The sequence below is a fragment of the Rhodococcus sp. TAF43 genome (genome assembly GCF_052113525.1).
Lineage (GTDB): Bacteria > Actinomycetota > Actinomycetes > Mycobacteriales > Mycobacteriaceae > Prescottella.
Map to the genome: position 1 here is coordinate 72,773 of NZ_JBFRDL010000020.1, position 16,389 is coordinate 89,161.

The 16,389-nt window shown below is 69.4% G+C and carries 16 protein-coding genes and 1 tRNA gene; 10 read left to right on the plus strand and 7 right to left on the minus strand.

Translation table 11 applies throughout. From position 1 onward, the window contains the following. Nucleotides 1–133 precede the first annotated feature (133 nt). Nucleotides 134–216, minus strand: a tRNA-Leu gene (locus tag AB4Z09_RS14515). Nucleotides 217–411: 195 nt separating this feature from the next. Between AB4Z09_RS14515 and AB4Z09_RS14520 the strand changes: the two genes are divergently transcribed. The 7 genes from AB4Z09_RS14520 (at nucleotide 412) to pknB (ending at nucleotide 10,002) form a co-directional block, all read left to right on the plus strand. Beyond that, entirely contained in the window at nucleotides 412–1,701 is a 1,290-nt protein-coding gene (locus tag AB4Z09_RS14520; protein WP_174907201.1) for an FhaA domain-containing protein, read from the plus strand. A 163-nt stretch (nucleotides 1,702–1,864) separates the two neighbouring features. Then, nucleotides 1,865–2,332 carry an FHA domain-containing protein FhaB/FipA gene (locus AB4Z09_RS14525; RefSeq protein WP_114720329.1) on the plus strand — a complete coding sequence of 156 codons (468 nt, stop codon included), beginning with the start codon at nucleotides 1,865–1,867 and terminating at the stop codon, nucleotides 2,330–2,332. Beyond that, complete coding sequence (locus tag AB4Z09_RS14530) at nucleotides 2,329–3,768, plus strand: PP2C family protein-serine/threonine phosphatase (protein ID WP_442240060.1); 1,440 nt, start codon at nucleotides 2,329–2,331, stop codon at nucleotides 3,766–3,768. The genes AB4Z09_RS14525 and AB4Z09_RS14530 overlap by 4 nt, the downstream gene beginning before the upstream one ends. Continuing rightward, nucleotides 3,768–5,210 carry an FtsW/RodA/SpoVE family cell cycle protein gene (locus AB4Z09_RS14535; protein ID WP_114720325.1) on the plus strand — a complete coding sequence of 481 codons (1,443 nt, stop codon included), beginning with the start codon at nucleotides 3,768–3,770 and terminating at the stop codon, nucleotides 5,208–5,210. Before AB4Z09_RS14530 ends, AB4Z09_RS14535 begins: the two co-directional genes overlap by 1 nt. After that, a complete protein-coding gene (locus tag AB4Z09_RS14540; protein ID WP_174907197.1) occupies nucleotides 5,207–6,694 on the plus strand; it encodes a peptidoglycan D,D-transpeptidase FtsI family protein in 1,488 nt (495 codons plus the stop codon). The genes AB4Z09_RS14535 and AB4Z09_RS14540 overlap by 4 nt, the downstream gene beginning before the upstream one ends. 3 nt (nucleotides 6,695–6,697) lie before the next feature. After that, nucleotides 6,698–8,071, plus strand: a complete 1,374-nt coding sequence (locus AB4Z09_RS14545) for a serine/threonine-protein kinase (protein ID WP_174907195.1) — start codon at nucleotides 6,698–6,700, stop codon at nucleotides 8,069–8,071. Next, the gene (gene pknB / locus AB4Z09_RS14550) at nucleotides 8,068–10,002 is read left to right on the plus strand and encodes a Stk1 family PASTA domain-containing Ser/Thr kinase (protein ID WP_442240061.1); all 1,935 of its coding nucleotides are present in this window, start codon (nucleotides 8,068–8,070) and stop codon (nucleotides 10,000–10,002) included. The genes AB4Z09_RS14545 and pknB overlap by 4 nt, the downstream gene beginning before the upstream one ends. Nucleotides 10,003–10,026: 24 nt before the next feature. On the opposite strand, the gene AB4Z09_RS14555 is transcribed toward pknB, so the two are convergent. Continuing rightward, nucleotides 10,027–10,692, minus strand: a complete 666-nt coding sequence (locus tag AB4Z09_RS14555; protein WP_442240062.1) for an aminodeoxychorismate/anthranilate synthase component II — start codon at nucleotides 10,690–10,692, stop codon at nucleotides 10,027–10,029. A gap of 34 nt (nucleotides 10,693–10,726) precedes the next feature. Next, nucleotides 10,727–11,491 carry a DUF881 domain-containing protein gene (locus tag AB4Z09_RS14560; RefSeq protein ID WP_114720315.1) on the minus strand — a complete coding sequence of 255 codons (765 nt, stop codon included), beginning with the start codon at nucleotides 11,489–11,491 and terminating at the stop codon, nucleotides 10,727–10,729. Between the two features lie 193 nt (nucleotides 11,492–11,684). On the opposite strand from AB4Z09_RS14560, the gene crgA reads away from it, so the two are divergent. Both crgA and AB4Z09_RS14570 read left to right on the plus strand, forming a co-directional pair. After that, nucleotides 11,685–11,948, plus strand: coding sequence for a cell division protein CrgA (gene crgA, locus AB4Z09_RS14565; RefSeq protein WP_114720478.1), 264 nt, complete (start codon nucleotides 11,685–11,687; stop codon nucleotides 11,946–11,948). A 108-nt stretch (nucleotides 11,949–12,056) separates the two neighbouring features. Then, entirely contained in the window at nucleotides 12,057–12,554 is a 498-nt protein-coding gene (locus AB4Z09_RS14570; protein WP_174907189.1) for a PH domain-containing protein, read from the plus strand. Between the two features lie 12 nt (nucleotides 12,555–12,566). Here the strand turns inward: AB4Z09_RS14570 and AB4Z09_RS14575 are convergent, their stop codons facing one another. Further along, nucleotides 12,567–13,469, minus strand: coding sequence for a rhomboid family intramembrane serine protease (locus tag AB4Z09_RS14575; RefSeq protein WP_114720311.1), 903 nt, complete (start codon nucleotides 13,467–13,469; stop codon nucleotides 12,567–12,569). A gap of 10 nt (nucleotides 13,470–13,479) precedes the next feature. Continuing rightward, on the minus strand, nucleotides 13,480–14,001 hold the full coding sequence (locus AB4Z09_RS14580) for a peptidylprolyl isomerase (RefSeq protein ID WP_442240063.1): 522 nt from the start codon (nucleotides 13,999–14,001) through the stop codon (nucleotides 13,480–13,482). 58 nt (nucleotides 14,002–14,059) lie between these two features. Here AB4Z09_RS14580 and AB4Z09_RS14585 point away from each other — a divergent pair, with 58 nt between their 5' ends. After that, a complete protein-coding gene (locus AB4Z09_RS14585; RefSeq protein ID WP_174907187.1) occupies nucleotides 14,060–14,236 on the plus strand; it encodes a hypothetical protein in 177 nt (58 codons plus the stop codon). A gap of 4 nt (nucleotides 14,237–14,240) precedes the next feature. On the opposite strand, the gene AB4Z09_RS14590 is transcribed toward AB4Z09_RS14585, so the two are convergent. Together AB4Z09_RS14590 and AB4Z09_RS14595 are read right to left on the minus strand one after the other, a co-directional pair. Beyond that, nucleotides 14,241–15,092: a lipase family protein gene (locus AB4Z09_RS14590; RefSeq protein WP_442240064.1), complete on the minus strand. Its 852-nt coding sequence runs from the start codon at nucleotides 15,090–15,092 to the stop codon at nucleotides 14,241–14,243. 31 nt (nucleotides 15,093–15,123) lie between these two features. Then, nucleotides 15,124–16,383 carry a TetR/AcrR family transcriptional regulator gene (locus tag AB4Z09_RS14595; RefSeq protein ID WP_174907184.1) on the minus strand — a complete coding sequence of 420 codons (1,260 nt, stop codon included), beginning with the start codon at nucleotides 16,381–16,383 and terminating at the stop codon, nucleotides 15,124–15,126. Nucleotides 16,384–16,389 lie beyond the last annotated feature (6 nt).

Genomic DNA, 16,389 nt, shown 5'->3' on the forward strand with positions numbered 1-16,389 from the left:
ACCGGTCTGGGTGGATCCGCACGGCGACGTCAGGATCAGCCCCATCGGGGAACTCTGCGAACACGTCGACGACCGGTGGCCCGAAACGAAAACGAGGCCACGGACTCTTTCGAGTTCGTGACCTCGTTCATTGTGGGCGAAGGGGGACTTGAACCCCCACGTCCCGAAGGACACTGGCACCTGAAGCCAGCGCGTCTGCCATTCCGCCACTCGCCCGAGCGACGTGGAAAACACTAGCATGCACTCCTCAAAAATGACGATTCGTGCAGGTAGGGGGCGAAAAGCGAGGTTCCGGGTCGGCTACCGGACCGCCTCCGACAGGGTGTCCGGATATCATGCAAGGGCGGTGGCAGGCAGTATTGCCGCCGCGACACGCAGACAGACCGCGACCAACAACAGCAAGGTTATGCCGTGGGGATCGTTCAACGTTTCGAGCGCAAGCTTCAGGGGGCCGTCGGAGACGCCTTCGCGCGCGTCTTCGGCGGTGGCGTCGTACCTCAGGAAGTGGAAGCCGCGCTGCAGCGCGAGGCCACCGACCGCGTCCAGCAGCTCGACGGCGGCCACTACCTGGCCCCGAACAGTTACGTGATCACCATCAACGAGTCCGATCACGAGAAGCTGGCGTCGGATCACGAGCTGACTGTGAAATCTTTTGCGCGACACCTCGAGGGATACATCCGCGAACAGGGGTGGCAGACCTACGGTGACATCGACGTCCGTTTCGAGGCGTCACCGACACTGCACACCGGGCAGTTCCGCACGATGGGATCGGTCGATCCGGATGCACGCCGCGGCAAGGCCGCCGGATCCGGGCCCGACCCTCGGGCAGGACGCGCCCCCGTACCCGTATCACCGACCCCAGGAGCAGGCCCCATGACGCAGAACTCCGGTTACGAGCCCGGCCGCGAGCCCAGGGACGACCGCGGCCAGGACCGCGAGTACCCGCACAACGGCAGCGCGCACCCCGGACAGGATCAGCAGACGGCACCGGCCGCCGAGTACCAGCAGGACTACCAGCAGGGCTACGGCCAGCAGGCGTACGGGGCCGCACCGCAGGGCGGCTACCCGCAGGACGCCGGCTATCCGCAGGACGCGGGCTATCCGCAGCAGGGCGGCTACGACCAGGGCGGCTACCAGCAGGACTACCAGCAGCAGTACGACGCGCAGCAGCCGTACCCGGGCCAGTACCCCGGCTACCACCAGGACTACAACCAGCCCGGCTACGACCAGGGCTACCAGAACCAGGGATACGAGCAGGACTATCAGGGCGGCTACGACCAGCAGGGTTACAGCCAGCAGGGGTACGACCAGGGCTACCAGGGCGGCTACGAGCAGGCCGGCTACAACCAGGCCTACGGCCAGCAGGGGTACGACCAGGGCTACCAGGCCGGCTACGCCCCCGAGGCCGGGCGCACGCTCACCGCGACCCTGCAGCTCGAGGACGGCAGCGGGCGCTTCTACCAGCTCCGCGAGGGCAGCAACATCGTCGGACGCGGGCAGGACGCGCAGTTCCGCCTTCCCGACACCGGCGTGTCCCGGCGCCATCTCGACGTCCGCTGGGACGGCCAGGTCGCGATGCTGGCGGATCTGGGCTCCACCAACGGCACCACCGTCAACGGCGCGCCCATCCAGGACTGGCAGCTCGCCGACGGTGACGTGATTCGCGCCGGACACTCCGAAATCCTGGTGCGTATCCTCTGACCACCTAGGACACCTCGTACCAACAGCGCGCGCAGCGGCTCGGGACACCGGGCCCGGCGCAAGATCATGATCACCACCGGCGGCTTCCACATATGATGCAGCCAGCTGAAAATGCCCCGGCTGCGCATCCGCGCGGCCGTGCCCCCGAAGGAGGTGTCGAGCAGTGCAGGGACTGATTCTCCAACTGACGCGAGCTGGCTTCCTGCTGCTGCTCTGGCTCTTCGTCTGGGCCGTCATCAAGACGCTGCGCAGTGACATCTACGCCGGCGCCGGCGGTGGCCGGGTAGCGCCCCGGTACACGCGCACCGCGTCGGTGCTGCCGTCGCTCGGCCGACAGAAGGTCGCGAAGAATCTCGTGGTGACCCAGGGTGCCCTCGCGGGCACCCGCATCACGCTCGGCACGCAGCCGGTCCTCATCGGCCGTGCCGACGACTCGACGCTCGTCCTCACCGACGACTACGCGTCCACCCGCCACGCGCGCCTGTCGCCGCGCGGCGCCGACTGGTACGTCGAGGATCTGGGCTCCACCAACGGCACCTACTTGGATCGGGCGAAGGTCACCACCGCGGTGCGCGTCCCGCTGGGTACGCCGGTGCGCGTCGGCAAGACCGTGATCGAGCTCCGCCCGTGACCCTGGTTCTCCGCTACGCGGCCCGCAGCGACCGCGGTCTCGTCCGCGCCAACAACGAAGACTCCGTGTACGCCGGTGCCCGGCTGCTCGCGCTCGCCGACGGCATGGGCGGGCACGCGGCCGGTGAGGTCGCGTCGCAGCTGATGATCGCCGCGCTGGCCCACCTCGACGACGACGAGCCCGGCGAGGATCTGCTCGGCAAGCTCGACGCGGCCACCCACGAGGGCAACGCGACGATCGCCGACCAGGTCGAGGAAGATCCCGAGCTCGAGGGCATGGGCACCACGCTCACCGCGATCCTGTTCGCGGGCAGCAGGCTGGGCCTGGTGCACATCGGCGATTCGCGCGCCTACCTGCTGCGCGACGACCAGCTCACCCAGATCACCCGCGACGACACGTTCGTCCAGTCCCTCGTCGACGAGGGCCGCATCACCGCCGAGCAGGCGCACACCCACCCGCAGCGGTCGCTGATCATGCGCGCGCTCACCGGCAACGAGATCGAGCCGACGCTGACGATGCGCGAGGCCCGCGCCGGCGACCGGTACCTGCTGTGCTCGGACGGCCTGTCCGACGTCGTCAGCGACGAGACCATCGCGAACACGATGCGCGAGGGCACCAACGACGAATGCGCCGATCGCCTCATCGAGTTGGCGTTGCGCAGCGGCGGTCCCGACAACGTGACGGTCATCGTCGCCGACGTCATCGACCTGGACTACGGCCAGAGTCACCCCATCGTCGGGGGCGCGGCCTCCGATGACGACGACGAGGACACCCCGCCGCCGAACACCGCCGCCGGCCGGGCCGCCGCAATGCGCCCGCCGCGCGCCACCCCCAAGCGCGTCGCACCGGCGCCGGAGGCCCCGCCGAAGAAGTCGCACAAGCTGCGCTGGACCCTGGTCGGCCTCGGGTTGATCGTGGTCGTCGTGGTCGGTCTGATCGTGGGCCGGACGATGATCCGCAGCTACTACTACGTGGGCGCCTCCGACGACCGGGTCACGGTGCTGCGCGGGATTCCCGGTTCGGTCCTCGGCTACCAACTGCAGAAGAGCGCGTTCGTCGGCTGTGTCGCGGACGACGGCACCCTCACGCTCGTCGACCCCGACCAGCTCCCCACCGAATGCCGGGTGATGAAGGTCGAGGACCTGCAGCCGTCCGCGCGTGAACAGGTCCGGGCCGGTCTGCCGTCGGGCACCAAGGACGACGCCACCGAGCAGATGCGCCGGCTCGCCGCCAGCGATCTGCTGCCGGTGTGCACGCCCGAGCCCGCACCCACCCCGAGTCCCGCCCCTGCGCCCRCCCCGGCCCCCACCGGCGAACCGGCACCCCCGGCGCCGACCCCGGAGGGCGCGCCGCCGCCGACGGCCGCTCCCCCGGCCGAGCCGGCACCGGCGCCGATCGAACAGGTCCCCGGCCAGAACTGCAGGACCGGTAGCTGATGTCCACGTCCGACGCTCCGTTCCCCAGCCCGCCCGGCGGGTTCGCTCCCCCGCCGATCCAGTCGACCCGGCGGAACACCGAACTACTGCTGATCTGCTGCGCCATCGTCGTCACGACGGTGTCGTTGGTGTTGGTGGAGGCCAGCCAGGAGCAGACCCTGACGTGGGACCTGGCCAAGTACGGGCTGGCCTACGCGGCGATGTTCCTCGTCGCGCACCTCGCGGTGCGCCGGTACGCGCCGTACGCCGATCCGCTGCTGCTGCCGATCGTCGCCCTGCTCAACGGGCTCGGCCTGGTGCTGATCCATCGACTCGACCTCGCGGACGCCGAGAACGCGGTGTACCAGGGGCTGCCGATCCCGTCGCCCGACGCCAACCAGCAGGTGATGTGGACGGCACTCGCGCTCGGCGGTTTCATCGCCGTGCTGATCCTGCTGCGGGACTACCGACTCCTCGCCCGCTACAGCTACACGGTGGGACTCGCGGGCCTGGTACTGCTCGCGATCCCGGCGCTGCTGCCGGCGCGTTTCTCCGAGGTCAACGGCGCCAAGATCTGGATCCGGCTGCCGGGCTTCAGCATCCAGCCGGGCGAGTTCGCGAAGATCCTGCTGATCATCTTCTTCGCGGCGGTGCTGGTCGCCAAGCGCGATCTGTTCACCACCGCGGGCCGTCACTTCTTCGGCATGGACCTGCCCCGCGCCCGCGACCTCGGCCCGATCCTGGTGGCGTGGGTCGTCTCGGTCGGCATCATGGTGTTCGAGAAGGACCTCGGTACGTCGCTGCTGATCTTCGGCACCGTGCTGGTGATGCTCTACATCGCGACCGAACGCGTCGGCTGGCTGCTGATCGGCGGGGTCCTGCTGATCATCGGGTTCTTCTTCGCGTACCAGATGTTCGGGCACGTCCGGGTGCGCGTGGACACGTGGATCGACCCGCTCGGCGACTACCAGAACACCGGCTACCAGATCTCGCAGTCGCTGTTCGGGCTCGCGACCGGCGGCGTCGCCGGCACCGGTCTGGGCAGCGGACGCCCGTCACAGGTGCCGTTCGCCAAGACCGACTTCATCATCGCCGCGATCGGTGAGGAGTTGGGCCTGATCGGCCTGGCCGCGATCCTCATGCTGTTCCTGATCCTCGTGATCCGCGGGCTGCGGACCGCGCTCGCGGTGCGCGACAGCTTCGGCAAGCTGCTCGCGGCCGGCCTGTCGTTCACGATCGCGATCCAGCTGTTCGTGGTGGTCGGCGGCGTCACCAAGCTGATCCCCCTCACCGGTCTCACCACACCGTTCATGTCGTACGGTGGGTCGTCCCTGCTCGCGAACTACCTGCTGCTGGCACTGCTGATGAAGATCTCCGACGCGGCCCGCACCCCCGCAGCCCCCAAGAAGAAGGGGCCCGCACCCATTGCGGACGCCCCGACGGAAATGCTGGGTCGCCAATGAACACTCCCCTGCGCCGCGTCGCGCTGGCCGTCATGGTGATGGTCGTCGCGCTGCTCGCCAACGCCACCTACGTGCAGGTCATCAAGGCCGACGATCTGCGCAACGACCCGCGGAACTCGCGCGTGCTGCTCGACGAGTACTCGCGTCAGCGTGGTCAGATCTCCGCCGGCGGGCAGGTGCTGGCATCGTCGGTGCCCACCGACGACCGCTACAAGTACCTGCGCACCTATCCGCCGAACCCGGCGGCGCCGTCGAGCCCGCTCGCGAACGCCCCGGTCACCGGCTTCTACTCGATGCAGTACGGCAGCGCGGGCCTCGAGAAGGCCGAGGACCCGGTCCTCAACGGCTCCGACAACCGCCTGTTCAGCAAGCGGTTCTTCGACCTCGTCTCGGGCCGCGATCCGCGCGGCGGCAACGTCGTGAGCACGATCGACCCGGTGATGCAGCAGGTCGCGTACGACGAGCTGACCGCGAAGGGCTACACCGGTTCGGTCGTCGCGATCGAACCGAGCACCGGCAACATCCTCGCGATGGCCAGCACCCCCAGCTACGATCCCAACCGGCTCTCCGGCCACGACGGCGCCGAGACGTCCGCGGCGTGGGACGAGCTCAGCTCCGATCCGGACAAGCCGATGCTCAACCGCGCGGTGTCGGCGACGTACCCGCCGGGGTCGACGTTCAAGGTCGTGGTCACGGCGGCCGCGCTCGAGAACGGCGCCAACCCGGACGAGCAGCTGACGGCCGCACCGAACATCACGCTGCCCGGCACGTCGACCACGCTCGAGAACTACAACGGCACCACGTGCGGCGGCGGGCCGACGGCGTCGCTGCGGGAGGCGTTCGCCCGCTCGTGCAACACCGCGTTCGTCGAGCTCGGCATCAAGACCGGATCCGACGCGCTCGCCGAGCAGGCGTCGGCGTTCGGTATCGGACCGGGCACTCCGGGCATCCCGATCCCGGTGGCGGACAGCACCATCGGCCCCATCCCCGACGACGCCGCGCTCGGCCAGTCCAGCATCGGGCAGCGTGACGTCGCGCTCACTCCGTTGCAGAACGCGGAGATCGCGGCCACCATCGCCAACGGGGGCATGCGGATGGAGTCGCACCTGGTGTCGCAGCTGCAGGGACCGGACCTGTCGAACCTGGCGACCACGTCGCCGAAGTCGCTGGGCCGGGCCGTGTCGCCCGAGGTGGCGGCGACGCTGACGCAGCTGATGATCGGCTCCGAGAACAACACGGCCGGCGGCGGGAAGATCCCGGGCGTCCAGATCGCCTCCAAGACGGGCACCGCCGAGCACGGCAACGATCCGCGCAACACCCCGCCGCACGCCTGGTACATCGGGTTCGCGCCGGCACAGAACCCGACCGTCGCGATCGCGGTCATCGTCGAGGACGGCGGCGACCGCGCGCTCGCCGCGACCGGCGGATCGGTCGCGGCGCCGATCGGGCGGGCCGTCATCGCGGCCGGATTGCAGAGGGGTTGAGCCATGTCGTTGACGAACGGATCGGTGATCGGCGGGCGCTACCGCCTGCAACGGCTGATAGCGACCGGCGGCATGGGTCAGGTGTGGGAGGCCACCGACAGCCGCCTCGACCGTCGGGTCGCGGTGAAGGTACTCAAGGCCGAGTTCTCGTCCGACCCCGAGTTCCTCGAGCGGTTCCGCATCGAGGCCCGCACCACCGCGCAGCTCAACCATCCGGGCATCGCCGGCGTGTACGACTACGGCGAGACCCGTGACGAGGCCGGCGCCAACCTGGCGTACCTGGTGATGGAACTGGTCGCGGGTGAGCCGCTCAACGCCGTGCTCGCGCGCGTCGGTCGGCTGTCGATTCCGCATGCCCTGGACATGCTCGAGCAGACCGGACGCGCGCTGCAGGTCGCGCATTCGGCGGGCGTCGTGCACCGCGACGTCAAGCCCGGCAACATCCTGATCACCCCCACCGGCCAGGTGAAGATCACCGACTTCGGCATCGCGAAGGCCGTCGACGCCTCGCCGGTCACCCGCACCGGCATGGTGATGGGCACCGCGCAGTACATCGCGCCCGAGCAGGCCCTGGGCCAGGAGGCGACCGCCGCCAGCGATGTGTACTCGCTCGGTGTGGTCGGCTACGAGGCGCTGTCGGGCCGACGCCCCTTCGGTGGCGGCGGCACCCTGACGGTGGCGATGAAGCATGTGCAGGAACCGCCGGAGCCGATGCCGGCCGAACTGCCGGCCCCGATCCGCGAGCTGATCGACATCACGCTGACAAAGGATCCGGCGGGCCGGTACTCGAACGGCGGCGAGTTCGCCGACGCCGTGGCCGCCGTCCGCGCCGGTCGCCGCCCGCCGCCGCCCGGTCGGGTACCGACCGGCGCGACCAGCGTGGTGGCCCCGGTCCCGGTCGCCGCTCCCACCGCGATGATGCCGACGCAGCAGCGCAACTACACCGGTGACACCGGCCAGATCCCGGACCCGGAGGACGGGGACGGCGGTTGGACCAGCGGTCAGAAGGCGATCGCGTGGGCCGGTGGCGCGCTGCTCACGCTGGCCTCCCTCGCGGCGCTCGGCATGCTGTTCTTCGACGGCGGGTCGAAGGAACCGTCGACCCCGCCGGTGGTGACATCGACATCGACGTCGAAGGCGCCGGCGACGACGACGCGGACCACGCCGCCGACCACCACGAGGACGACGACCACCACACCGCCGCCGGTCACGACGACCACCACGACAACGCCGCCGCCGACCACAACCACGACGACGACACCGCCGCCGACTACGACGACCACCACACCGCCGCAGACGACGACCACCACGACGGCACCGACCACAACCACCACCACGACGGCCACCACCACCACGGCCACACAAGGACAGCCATGACGACACCGCGCAATCTCTCCTCCCGGTACGAGCTGGGCGAGATTCTCGGGTTCGGCGGGATGTCCGAGGTGCATCTCGGACGGGACCTGCGTCTGAGCCGGGATGTCGCGATCAAGGTGCTGCGCGCCGACCTCGCCCGCGACCCCACGTTCTACCTGCGGTTCCGCCGCGAAGCGCAGAACGCGGCCGCGCTGAACCATCCGGCGATCGTCGCGGTGTACGACACCGGCGAGGCCGAGACGGACGCCGGGCCGCTGCCGTACATCGTCATGGAGTACGTCGACGGCGACACCCTGCGCGACCTCATCCGCACCGAGGGTCCGCTGCAGCCGCGCCGGGCGATGGAGATCATCGCCGACGTGTGCGCGGCCCTGGACTTCAGTCACCGCAACGGCATCGTGCACCGCGACATCAAGCCCGCCAACATCATGATCAACCGCGCGGGCGCGGTGAAGGTGATGGACTTCGGCATCGCGCGCGCCATCGCGGACAGCTCGAGCCCGATGACGCAGACCGCGGCCGTGATCGGTACCGCGCAGTACCTGTCGCCCGAGCAGGCCCGCGGCGATCAGGTGGACGCCCGCTCGGACGTCTACTCGCTGGGCTGTGTGCTGTTCGAGGTCCTCACCGGTGAGCCCCCGTTCAAGGGTGATTCGCCGGTCGCCGTCGCGTACCAGCACGTGCGGGAGGATCCCAAGCTGCCGTCGCTGGTCAATCCCGCGGTGCCGCGCGCGATGGACTCGGTGATCCTCAAGGCGATGGCCAAGAATCCCGCCAACCGGTACCAGAGCGCCGCGGAGTTGCGCAGCGACCTGGTGCGGGTGCTGGGCGGTCAGCGTCCGAGCGCCCCGATGGTGCTGACCGACGAGGACCGGACCACGATGTTCGGCGCCGTGGACGGCGGCGCGGGCACCGGAGCGGGATACCAGGCCGAGCCGGCGCGGACGGCCACGGCCACCGCCGCTCCGGCCGCGATCCCGGCGTCGGCGCCCCCCGTGAAGAAGCGCAACACCACCCGCAACGTGCTGGTCGCGCTCGCGGCACTCGTCGTCGTCGGCATCATCGGCGTGTTCACCTTCTCGCTGTTGTCGACGCCGACGAAGGTCACGGTGCCGACCGTCGCGGGGCTGAGCGCGCAGGAGGCCGAGGCCAAGCTGCGCACCGTCAACCTCGACACCACCATCCAGTCCCGGCCCGACGCGGTGGTCGCGAACGGCAATGTCATCGGAACCAATCCCACGTCGGGCAGTTCGGTGGACGAGAACAGCACCGTCACGCTGGTGGTGTCGTCGGGCCCCGAGCAGGTACAGGTGCCCAAACTGGCCGGTCTGACGCAGGACGAGGCGATTCAGGCGCTCAACGCGGCCGGTCTGCGCCTCGACGACACGGTCGAGCGCGCGCCGTCCGACCCGAGTCAGCTGGACATGGTCGTCGGCCAGGAGCCGTCGGCCGGAGCGAAGACCAACCTGGACTCCACCGTCGTGGTCGTTCTCGGCTCGGGCCCCGAGCAGGTGCGGGTGCCGAACGTCGTGGGGCAGACGATCGACGTGGCGCAGCCCAACATCGAGGGCGCGGGCTTCAAGGTCGAGGTCGAGAAGGTGGACTCGGGCAAGCCCGAGGGCCAGGTGATCTCCTCGTCCCCGTCCGGCGGATCGAGCGCCGCGAAGGGCGACACGATCACCGTCCGCGTCTCCAACGGCAAGCTGTTCACGATGCCGAGCCTGACCGAGATGACGATCTCGCAGGCGCTGRAAGCGCTGCGCAAGGCCGGCTGGACCGGGTCGTCGAATCAGCTGTCGCAGACCAAGCAGCAGACGCTCGACACCGATCTGGTGGGCAAGATCCTCACCCAGTCGCAGCCCCCGGGCAGCGACGTCGCCAAGGACGCACCGCTGTCGGTGGGCGTCGGCGAGTTCGGGATTCCCCGCTAGTCGACCGGAACGGTCGCTGGGCGGTCAGCGTGTGAGCGCGTCCCCCAGCGACCGGGCGACCTCGTCCTCGAGCGTCGCGACCAGCGTCTCGGCCGGTGCCTGACCGCACACGCCGAGCCAGTTCGCGAGCATCCGGTGCCCGCCCTGTGTCAGCACCGACTCCGGATGGAACTGGACGCCGTGGATGGGCAGCGCGCGGTGCCGCATCGCCATCACGATGCCGCTGTCGGTGTGCGCGGTGACCTCCAGTTCGGCGGGGATGGTGTCCGGGGCGACGGTCAGCGAGTGGTAGCGGGTGGCGGTGAACGGGTCGGGCAGGCCGGCGAGGACACCGCCGCCGTTGTGGTGGACGATGCTGGTCTTGCCGTGCAGCAGTTCGGGCGCTCGGTCGACCGTGGCGCCGAATGCCGCGCCGATCGCCTGGTGCCCGAGGCACACGCCCAGCAGCGGTGTCTGCGCGGAGGCGCAGGCTCCTACCAGCGGCATCGTCGCGCCGGCCCGCTGCGGGGTGCCGGGGCCGGGGCTGAGCAGGATGCCGTCGAAGTCGGCGGCGGCGGCCGCGATCGCGTCGTCCCCGGTCAGCCGGGGGTCGTCGTTGCGCCACACTTCGGCCTGCGTCCCGAGCTGACCCAGGTACTGGACCAGGTTGAACACGAAGCTGTCGTAGTTGTCGACGACCAGAATGCGCATGGGAAGAAGAGTAATGCGCGGGATCGGGCGGTTGCTACGCGACCGGCTGCGCGTACTCGGTGTGCAGCTGCCCGGTGTATGCGGGAACCGTCAGGTGGCCGGATTCCTGCTGGGTGTATCCCAGGCCGTAGCGGACGGCGTACTGCTTGAACGTCTTGATGCCGGGCTCGTTCGCGAGGGTCGCGGCGAGCCGGGCCGGGTCGCCGATCGCGGTCACCACGTACGGCGGGCTGTACGTGCGCCCGTGCAGCAGCAGCGTGTTCCCGATGCACCGCGGCGCCGATGTGTTCACGATCCGCTGGTCCTGCATCGCGATCGCCTCGGCGCCACCTGTCCACAGCGCGTTGAGCACGCTCTGCACATCCTGTTGGTGGACCACGAGGTCGTCGGGCGACGCCCCGGCCGGGTACTTGCCGTCGGCGTCGCGGGGGGCGTCGGTGAGGGTGACGACGACACCGGGCCCGGTGAGGGCGGTCAGCCCGGCCGCGGAGGCAAGCGCGCGGCTCTGGTCCAGCGCCTCGGCGACTCGGGTGTCGGTGCCGGCCGCATTCTCCTGCAGGTCCTGTACCTGCGCGGCCAGCTCGTCACGGGTGCGGGCGGCGGCGTCCGCCTCGGTCTGGGCACGGCGCACGAGGTCGGACAAACGGGTCGAATCGGCGGCGCGGATTTCGTTGCCGTGCGAGACTTGCCGCGTGGTCGCCAGCAGTAGCCCCGCGACCAGGCAGACCACGAGGACGGCAATCGGCCAGAAGCCGAACCGCGGGCGGTTGCCCTGCGGCTCCTCCTCGACGTCCGGCACCCTCGACCACCACTCCCACCACGGACGATTCGGTGCGCGACCGGTCCTGGCTGTGCTTGTTTGAGTTAGCGTGTATTACACAACAGGTACTGCCGAATGTACCTTGTCGGCCCGGACCGATCCGGGCACCGCGCTCGCCGCGCGACCGATCCGCCCCGAGCCCGCTGGGCCCATCCACACGAATAAGGAAGTCATGCCGAAGTCGAAGGTCCGGAAGAAGACCGACTACACGATCAATCCCGCGAACCGCACCCCGGTGAAGGTGAAGGCCGGGCCGTCGAGCGCGCTGTACGTGTCGGTGATGCTCGGATTCATGCTGGTCGGACTGGCCTGGCTGATTGTGTACTACCTCGCGGGCGAAAACCTCACATGGATGAACAACTTGGGGGCCTACAACTTCCTCATCGGCTTCGGCTTCATGGTCGTGGGCCTGATCATGACGATGAGATGGCGTTGACCTGCCGGTCTGTTTCAGCGGCCGAGTTATCCCCAGGCAGTCAATTACACGCGTGTTATTCATCCCCAGTGTGGATAACCCCTGTGGATAACGGGGGTACTTGTCCACATGCCTGAGGATGAAGTCGATCATGAACCGCCGCTCGAGTGGTCTACCCCACTCGGCGCGGTGGTGGCTCTCGCCGCCGGCGGCATCGCCATGCTCCTCGCGGCGCTGCTGCTGGGACTCGACGCGCCGGGACAGTTCCTGGCCGTGCTGGCCGCGGTCGGGATGTTCGTGCTCGCCGGTCTCGGCGCAAGACAGCGCCCCAAACTCGCGATCGTGCGCGCCGCCGGTGGCGCGGGCGGCTCCGCCGTCGCGGTGACGCGGTTGACGGGCCGGCGCACGTACCGGCCCGACGACATCGCCCGGATCCGCATCGTCCGCTACCCGCGGCTCGGCCGGCGGGTGCCGATGCTCGAGATCGACGCCGTCGATCCCGACGGCGCCGAACGTCTGCTGATCTTCGGACGCTGGGACCTGGGCGTCGACCCGGTGGTGGTGTTCGACGCCCTGTCCGTGCACCGACTGGTGCCGCCGGAGGATCGGGCCGCGGGCAGCGACTGACCGGCGCTACGGTCAGATGGCGGCGACGGCGGCAGCGGTGACGACCAGCGTCAGCAGTCCGACGCCACCGAGGGCGAACCAACCGGCGGTGCCGGCGGTCTTGCGGTCCCTGGCGCCGACAGCACCCGGGACGTACAGGAGGGCAGCGGTCGCGGCGGCACCGGCGACCAGGCCGCCCATGTGCCCCCACAGGGAGATCCCGGGGATCGTGACGCTGATGATCACGTTGATCGCGATGACCGCCAGCACCGGCATCGGACTGCGCTTGAGCCGGAGCAGGATCACCGCCTGCGCACCGAGCAGACCGAAGATCGCGCCCGACGCGCCCGCGGTGGGGATCAGCGGGTCGAGCATCAGTACGGACGCCGATCCGCCGAGCAGCGCGATCACATAGACCGCGAGGTAGCGCGCCCGCCCGAGCACCATCTCGGTGTCCCGGCCGATCACGTACAGCGCGAACATGTTGACGGCCAGATGCATCAGGCCGATGTGCAGGAATCCGCTGGTGACGATGCGGCTGAACTCGCCGGCGGCGACGGCCGGACCCCACAGCACCCAGTCGAGGAACAGCGGCGACGCGATGTGGTTGTCCATCACGCTGCGGGACTGCACGGCGGTGACCGCGAAGATCAGCACGTTGACCGCGATCAGGACGTACGTCAGCAGCGGCGTCGGCAGTTGCGTGCGTACCGGTGCACCGGCGACGGTACGTGCCTGCGGCACATCACGCTGACCAGCGGCGACACAGTCGACGCACTGGTGGCCGACGGAGGCGGCACGCAGGCAGTCCGGGCACGCCGGACGACCGCAGCGGGTGCAGGAGAGGGCGGTGGGACGATCGGGGTGGTGCACGCACCTCGGCTGAGGTGGCGGGGTGCCCTCGCTCGCCGTGCCACCCCAGCCGGGGTTCGTCATTCGTGGATCCTTACGCGATGGTGATGTTGTTGATCACGACGTCGTCGACCGGGCGGTCGCCGCGGTCCGTCGCGGTGGTGGCGATGGCGTCGACGACCTTCTTCGACTCCTCGTCCAGCACCTCACCGAAGATGGTGTGGCGGCGGTTCAGGTGCGGGGTGGGGCCGACGGTGATGAAGAACTGCGAGCCGTTGGTGCCCGGGCCGGCGTTGGCCATGGCCAGCAGGTAGCCGCGGTCGAACTGCAGCTCCGGGTGGAACTCGTCGCCGAACTTGTAGCCCGGGCCGCCGCGACCGGTGCCGGTCGGGTCGCCGCCCTGGATCATGAAGCCGTCGATGACGCGGTGGAAGACGGCGCCGTCGTAGAACGGGCCGGAGGCCTCGCCCTTGGCGTTCTGCGTGGAGTACTCCTTGGAACCGTCGGCCAGGCTGACGAAGTTCTCGACGGTCTTCGGCGCGTGGTTACCGAACAGGGCGATCTTGATGTCGCCGCGGTTGGTGTGCAGCGTTGCGGTAGCAGTCTGTGAAGTCACCCCCCTATCGTGCCATTGCGCTCCGGGCGACGTGTGCGAGCTGTGTAAGAGTGGAGGCATGACGCGTGCGACCAAGAGTGATTCCACCCCGACGTCCTCGGCCGGCCGCCGACGGGTGCTGATCGGCCTCGGTGCGGTCGTGGCCGCGGTGGGGGCGGCCGTCGTCGCGCTCACCCGACGGCCCGAGATGCCGCCGGTGGCGGCCGAGCCGCCGTCGGTGACCGACCCGCGCTAGCCGCTCACGAAACCCGGCAGGTGGTCGGCGCCGGCCGACCCGCGAAGCGGTCGGTCATCCAGGTGACCGACTCCGGCACCCCGAACACGTACGGGAGCGCGTGGTTGAGTCCCGTGCCCGGGTTGATCGGCGGTAACGGATTCAGCGGCTCACCGGTGCGGGTGAACGCCTCCGTGCGCTGGAACCCGTACGTCGCCTTCGTCTCGTTGACGCACTGGTTCTGCACGTCGGCGAGCATCTGCCGGCCGCGGTCGTTGAGTTCGGAATCGATCAGCTCCCGGGCCTCCGGATAGGTCTGAYGCGAGTAGCCCCAGAACCCGACGGGAGCGTGCGGCCTGAGCGCGGTGCCGGGCAGGCGCATCGCGGCGCGGGCCGCGTCGAGCACGGCGTGTGCCTCCGACGCCCGGTTGACGTACGAGTGTGTCCCCGGGGTTCCGAGCCCCTCGTAGTCGGTGATCACCACCGCGATCCCCTGCGACAGCAAGGCGTTGACGAACACCATCTCGTACGACGTCACCGTCTCGCTCGGCGAGACGTACCGGATCACGTCGCCGAGCGTCCGGGACGGCGCACACTGATCGCCCTGGCCCTGGGTGCCGGCCGCCATACTCACCAGCGGACGCGGACCGGGTCCGGTCCACGGCAGTGCCGGATCGAAGTAGGCGCCGGTGACCATGTTGGGTACCCCCACCTGCCACACCAGCGGCATCGGCTCGGCCCGGATCACGTCCCCGGCCGGGCCCGCGGGTAACCCCGGCGGCGGGAGGTAGAAGTCCGGTGGCGCCGCCGCGGCCGGTGCACCGGCCACCATTACACCGATCACCGCCGCCGCTGCGGCACACCACCTCCCGATCACGACTTCCTCCCGTCGTCGCGCCGACGTCGTGCTACTTGGGTGAGGCCCCCCACAGGACCGTCTCGAGGTTGTACCGGGTCATGCGCTCGGTGGAGACACGCGGCAGTCCGTGTGTGGACCACAGGATCTCGCCCATGCACTGGAACACCAACCGAGTCGATCCCGGCATCGTGACGCTGCCGTCACGCACGCCCGCCGCGAAGGCGCGATCCCACACTCGCAGCAACTTGCGGCCGTCCTTCTTCAGAAAGTCGAAGTGCTCCTTGCCGGTGAGCATCACCCACGACTTGAGAATCGCGATCTCGGCGTCGAACCGCTTACCGGCAGCACTGCGCATCCGGATCAGCGCGTCAATGGTCTCGAGCGGTGTCCCGCCCACCGCCCCGATCTCCTCGTGCGCGGCGCGCATGCGGGACGAGAAGTGCTGCAGGATCGCGACGAGGATTGCTTCCCGCGACTCGAAGTGGTGGTACAGGCTGCCCTGGGTCAGCCCCACCGCGGTGGCGATGTCCCGGGTCGTCGTCGCATCGAACCCGCGTTCGGCGAACACGAACCGGGCAGCATCGAGGATGCGATCCTGCTTGTCGGACAAGATCATCGAGTCCTCGCGGTCCCACGACGCGATCACCTTGCGCGCCACCCGGGCGGACGCCGAGTCGGACAGATCGTCGTCGGCAGGCTTGGTTGCGAGTCCGCCGAACAACATGTCGATCGTGCAACCCGCGACCTTGCGCGCCGAGAATCCGGTGGGCGCGAGCGTCGCGCTGTGCGTGAGCGCGACCCGTAGTACCTCGCGCAGGATCCGGGAATCGACCTCGGAGCGCAGTACGCCCGCCTGCTCGGCATTGCGAATCAGCGTCTGCCACTTCTTCTCCGACCACCGCGGCTCGGCCGCGAGGAGGCCCTGAAGCTCCTCGTCCCGCGTCCCGGGTACACCCAGGCACACCTGCAGTGCGCCGGGATGGCGGGCGGACGCGTCGGCGATGTCCAGCGCGAATCGCCGGATCGCCTCGATCGGGGAGTCCGACGCCACCGCGGGACGCTGCACCGCGACGACGATGTCGTCGCGCAGGCCCCGGACCATCGTCGCGGCCAACGCTTCCTTCGAATCGAAGTGGTAATACAGGCTGCCGGCCAGCATCCCGGTGGCGCCCGCGATGTCCCGCATCGACGTACCCGTATATCCCTTGGCCGCGAACAGTTCCGACGACGCCGTCAGGATCTCGTCACGCTTGTCCGGCCGTTCCTTCCCGCCCTCGGCCGAGACCGGTACCTTTCCGGTACGACTCACTTCATC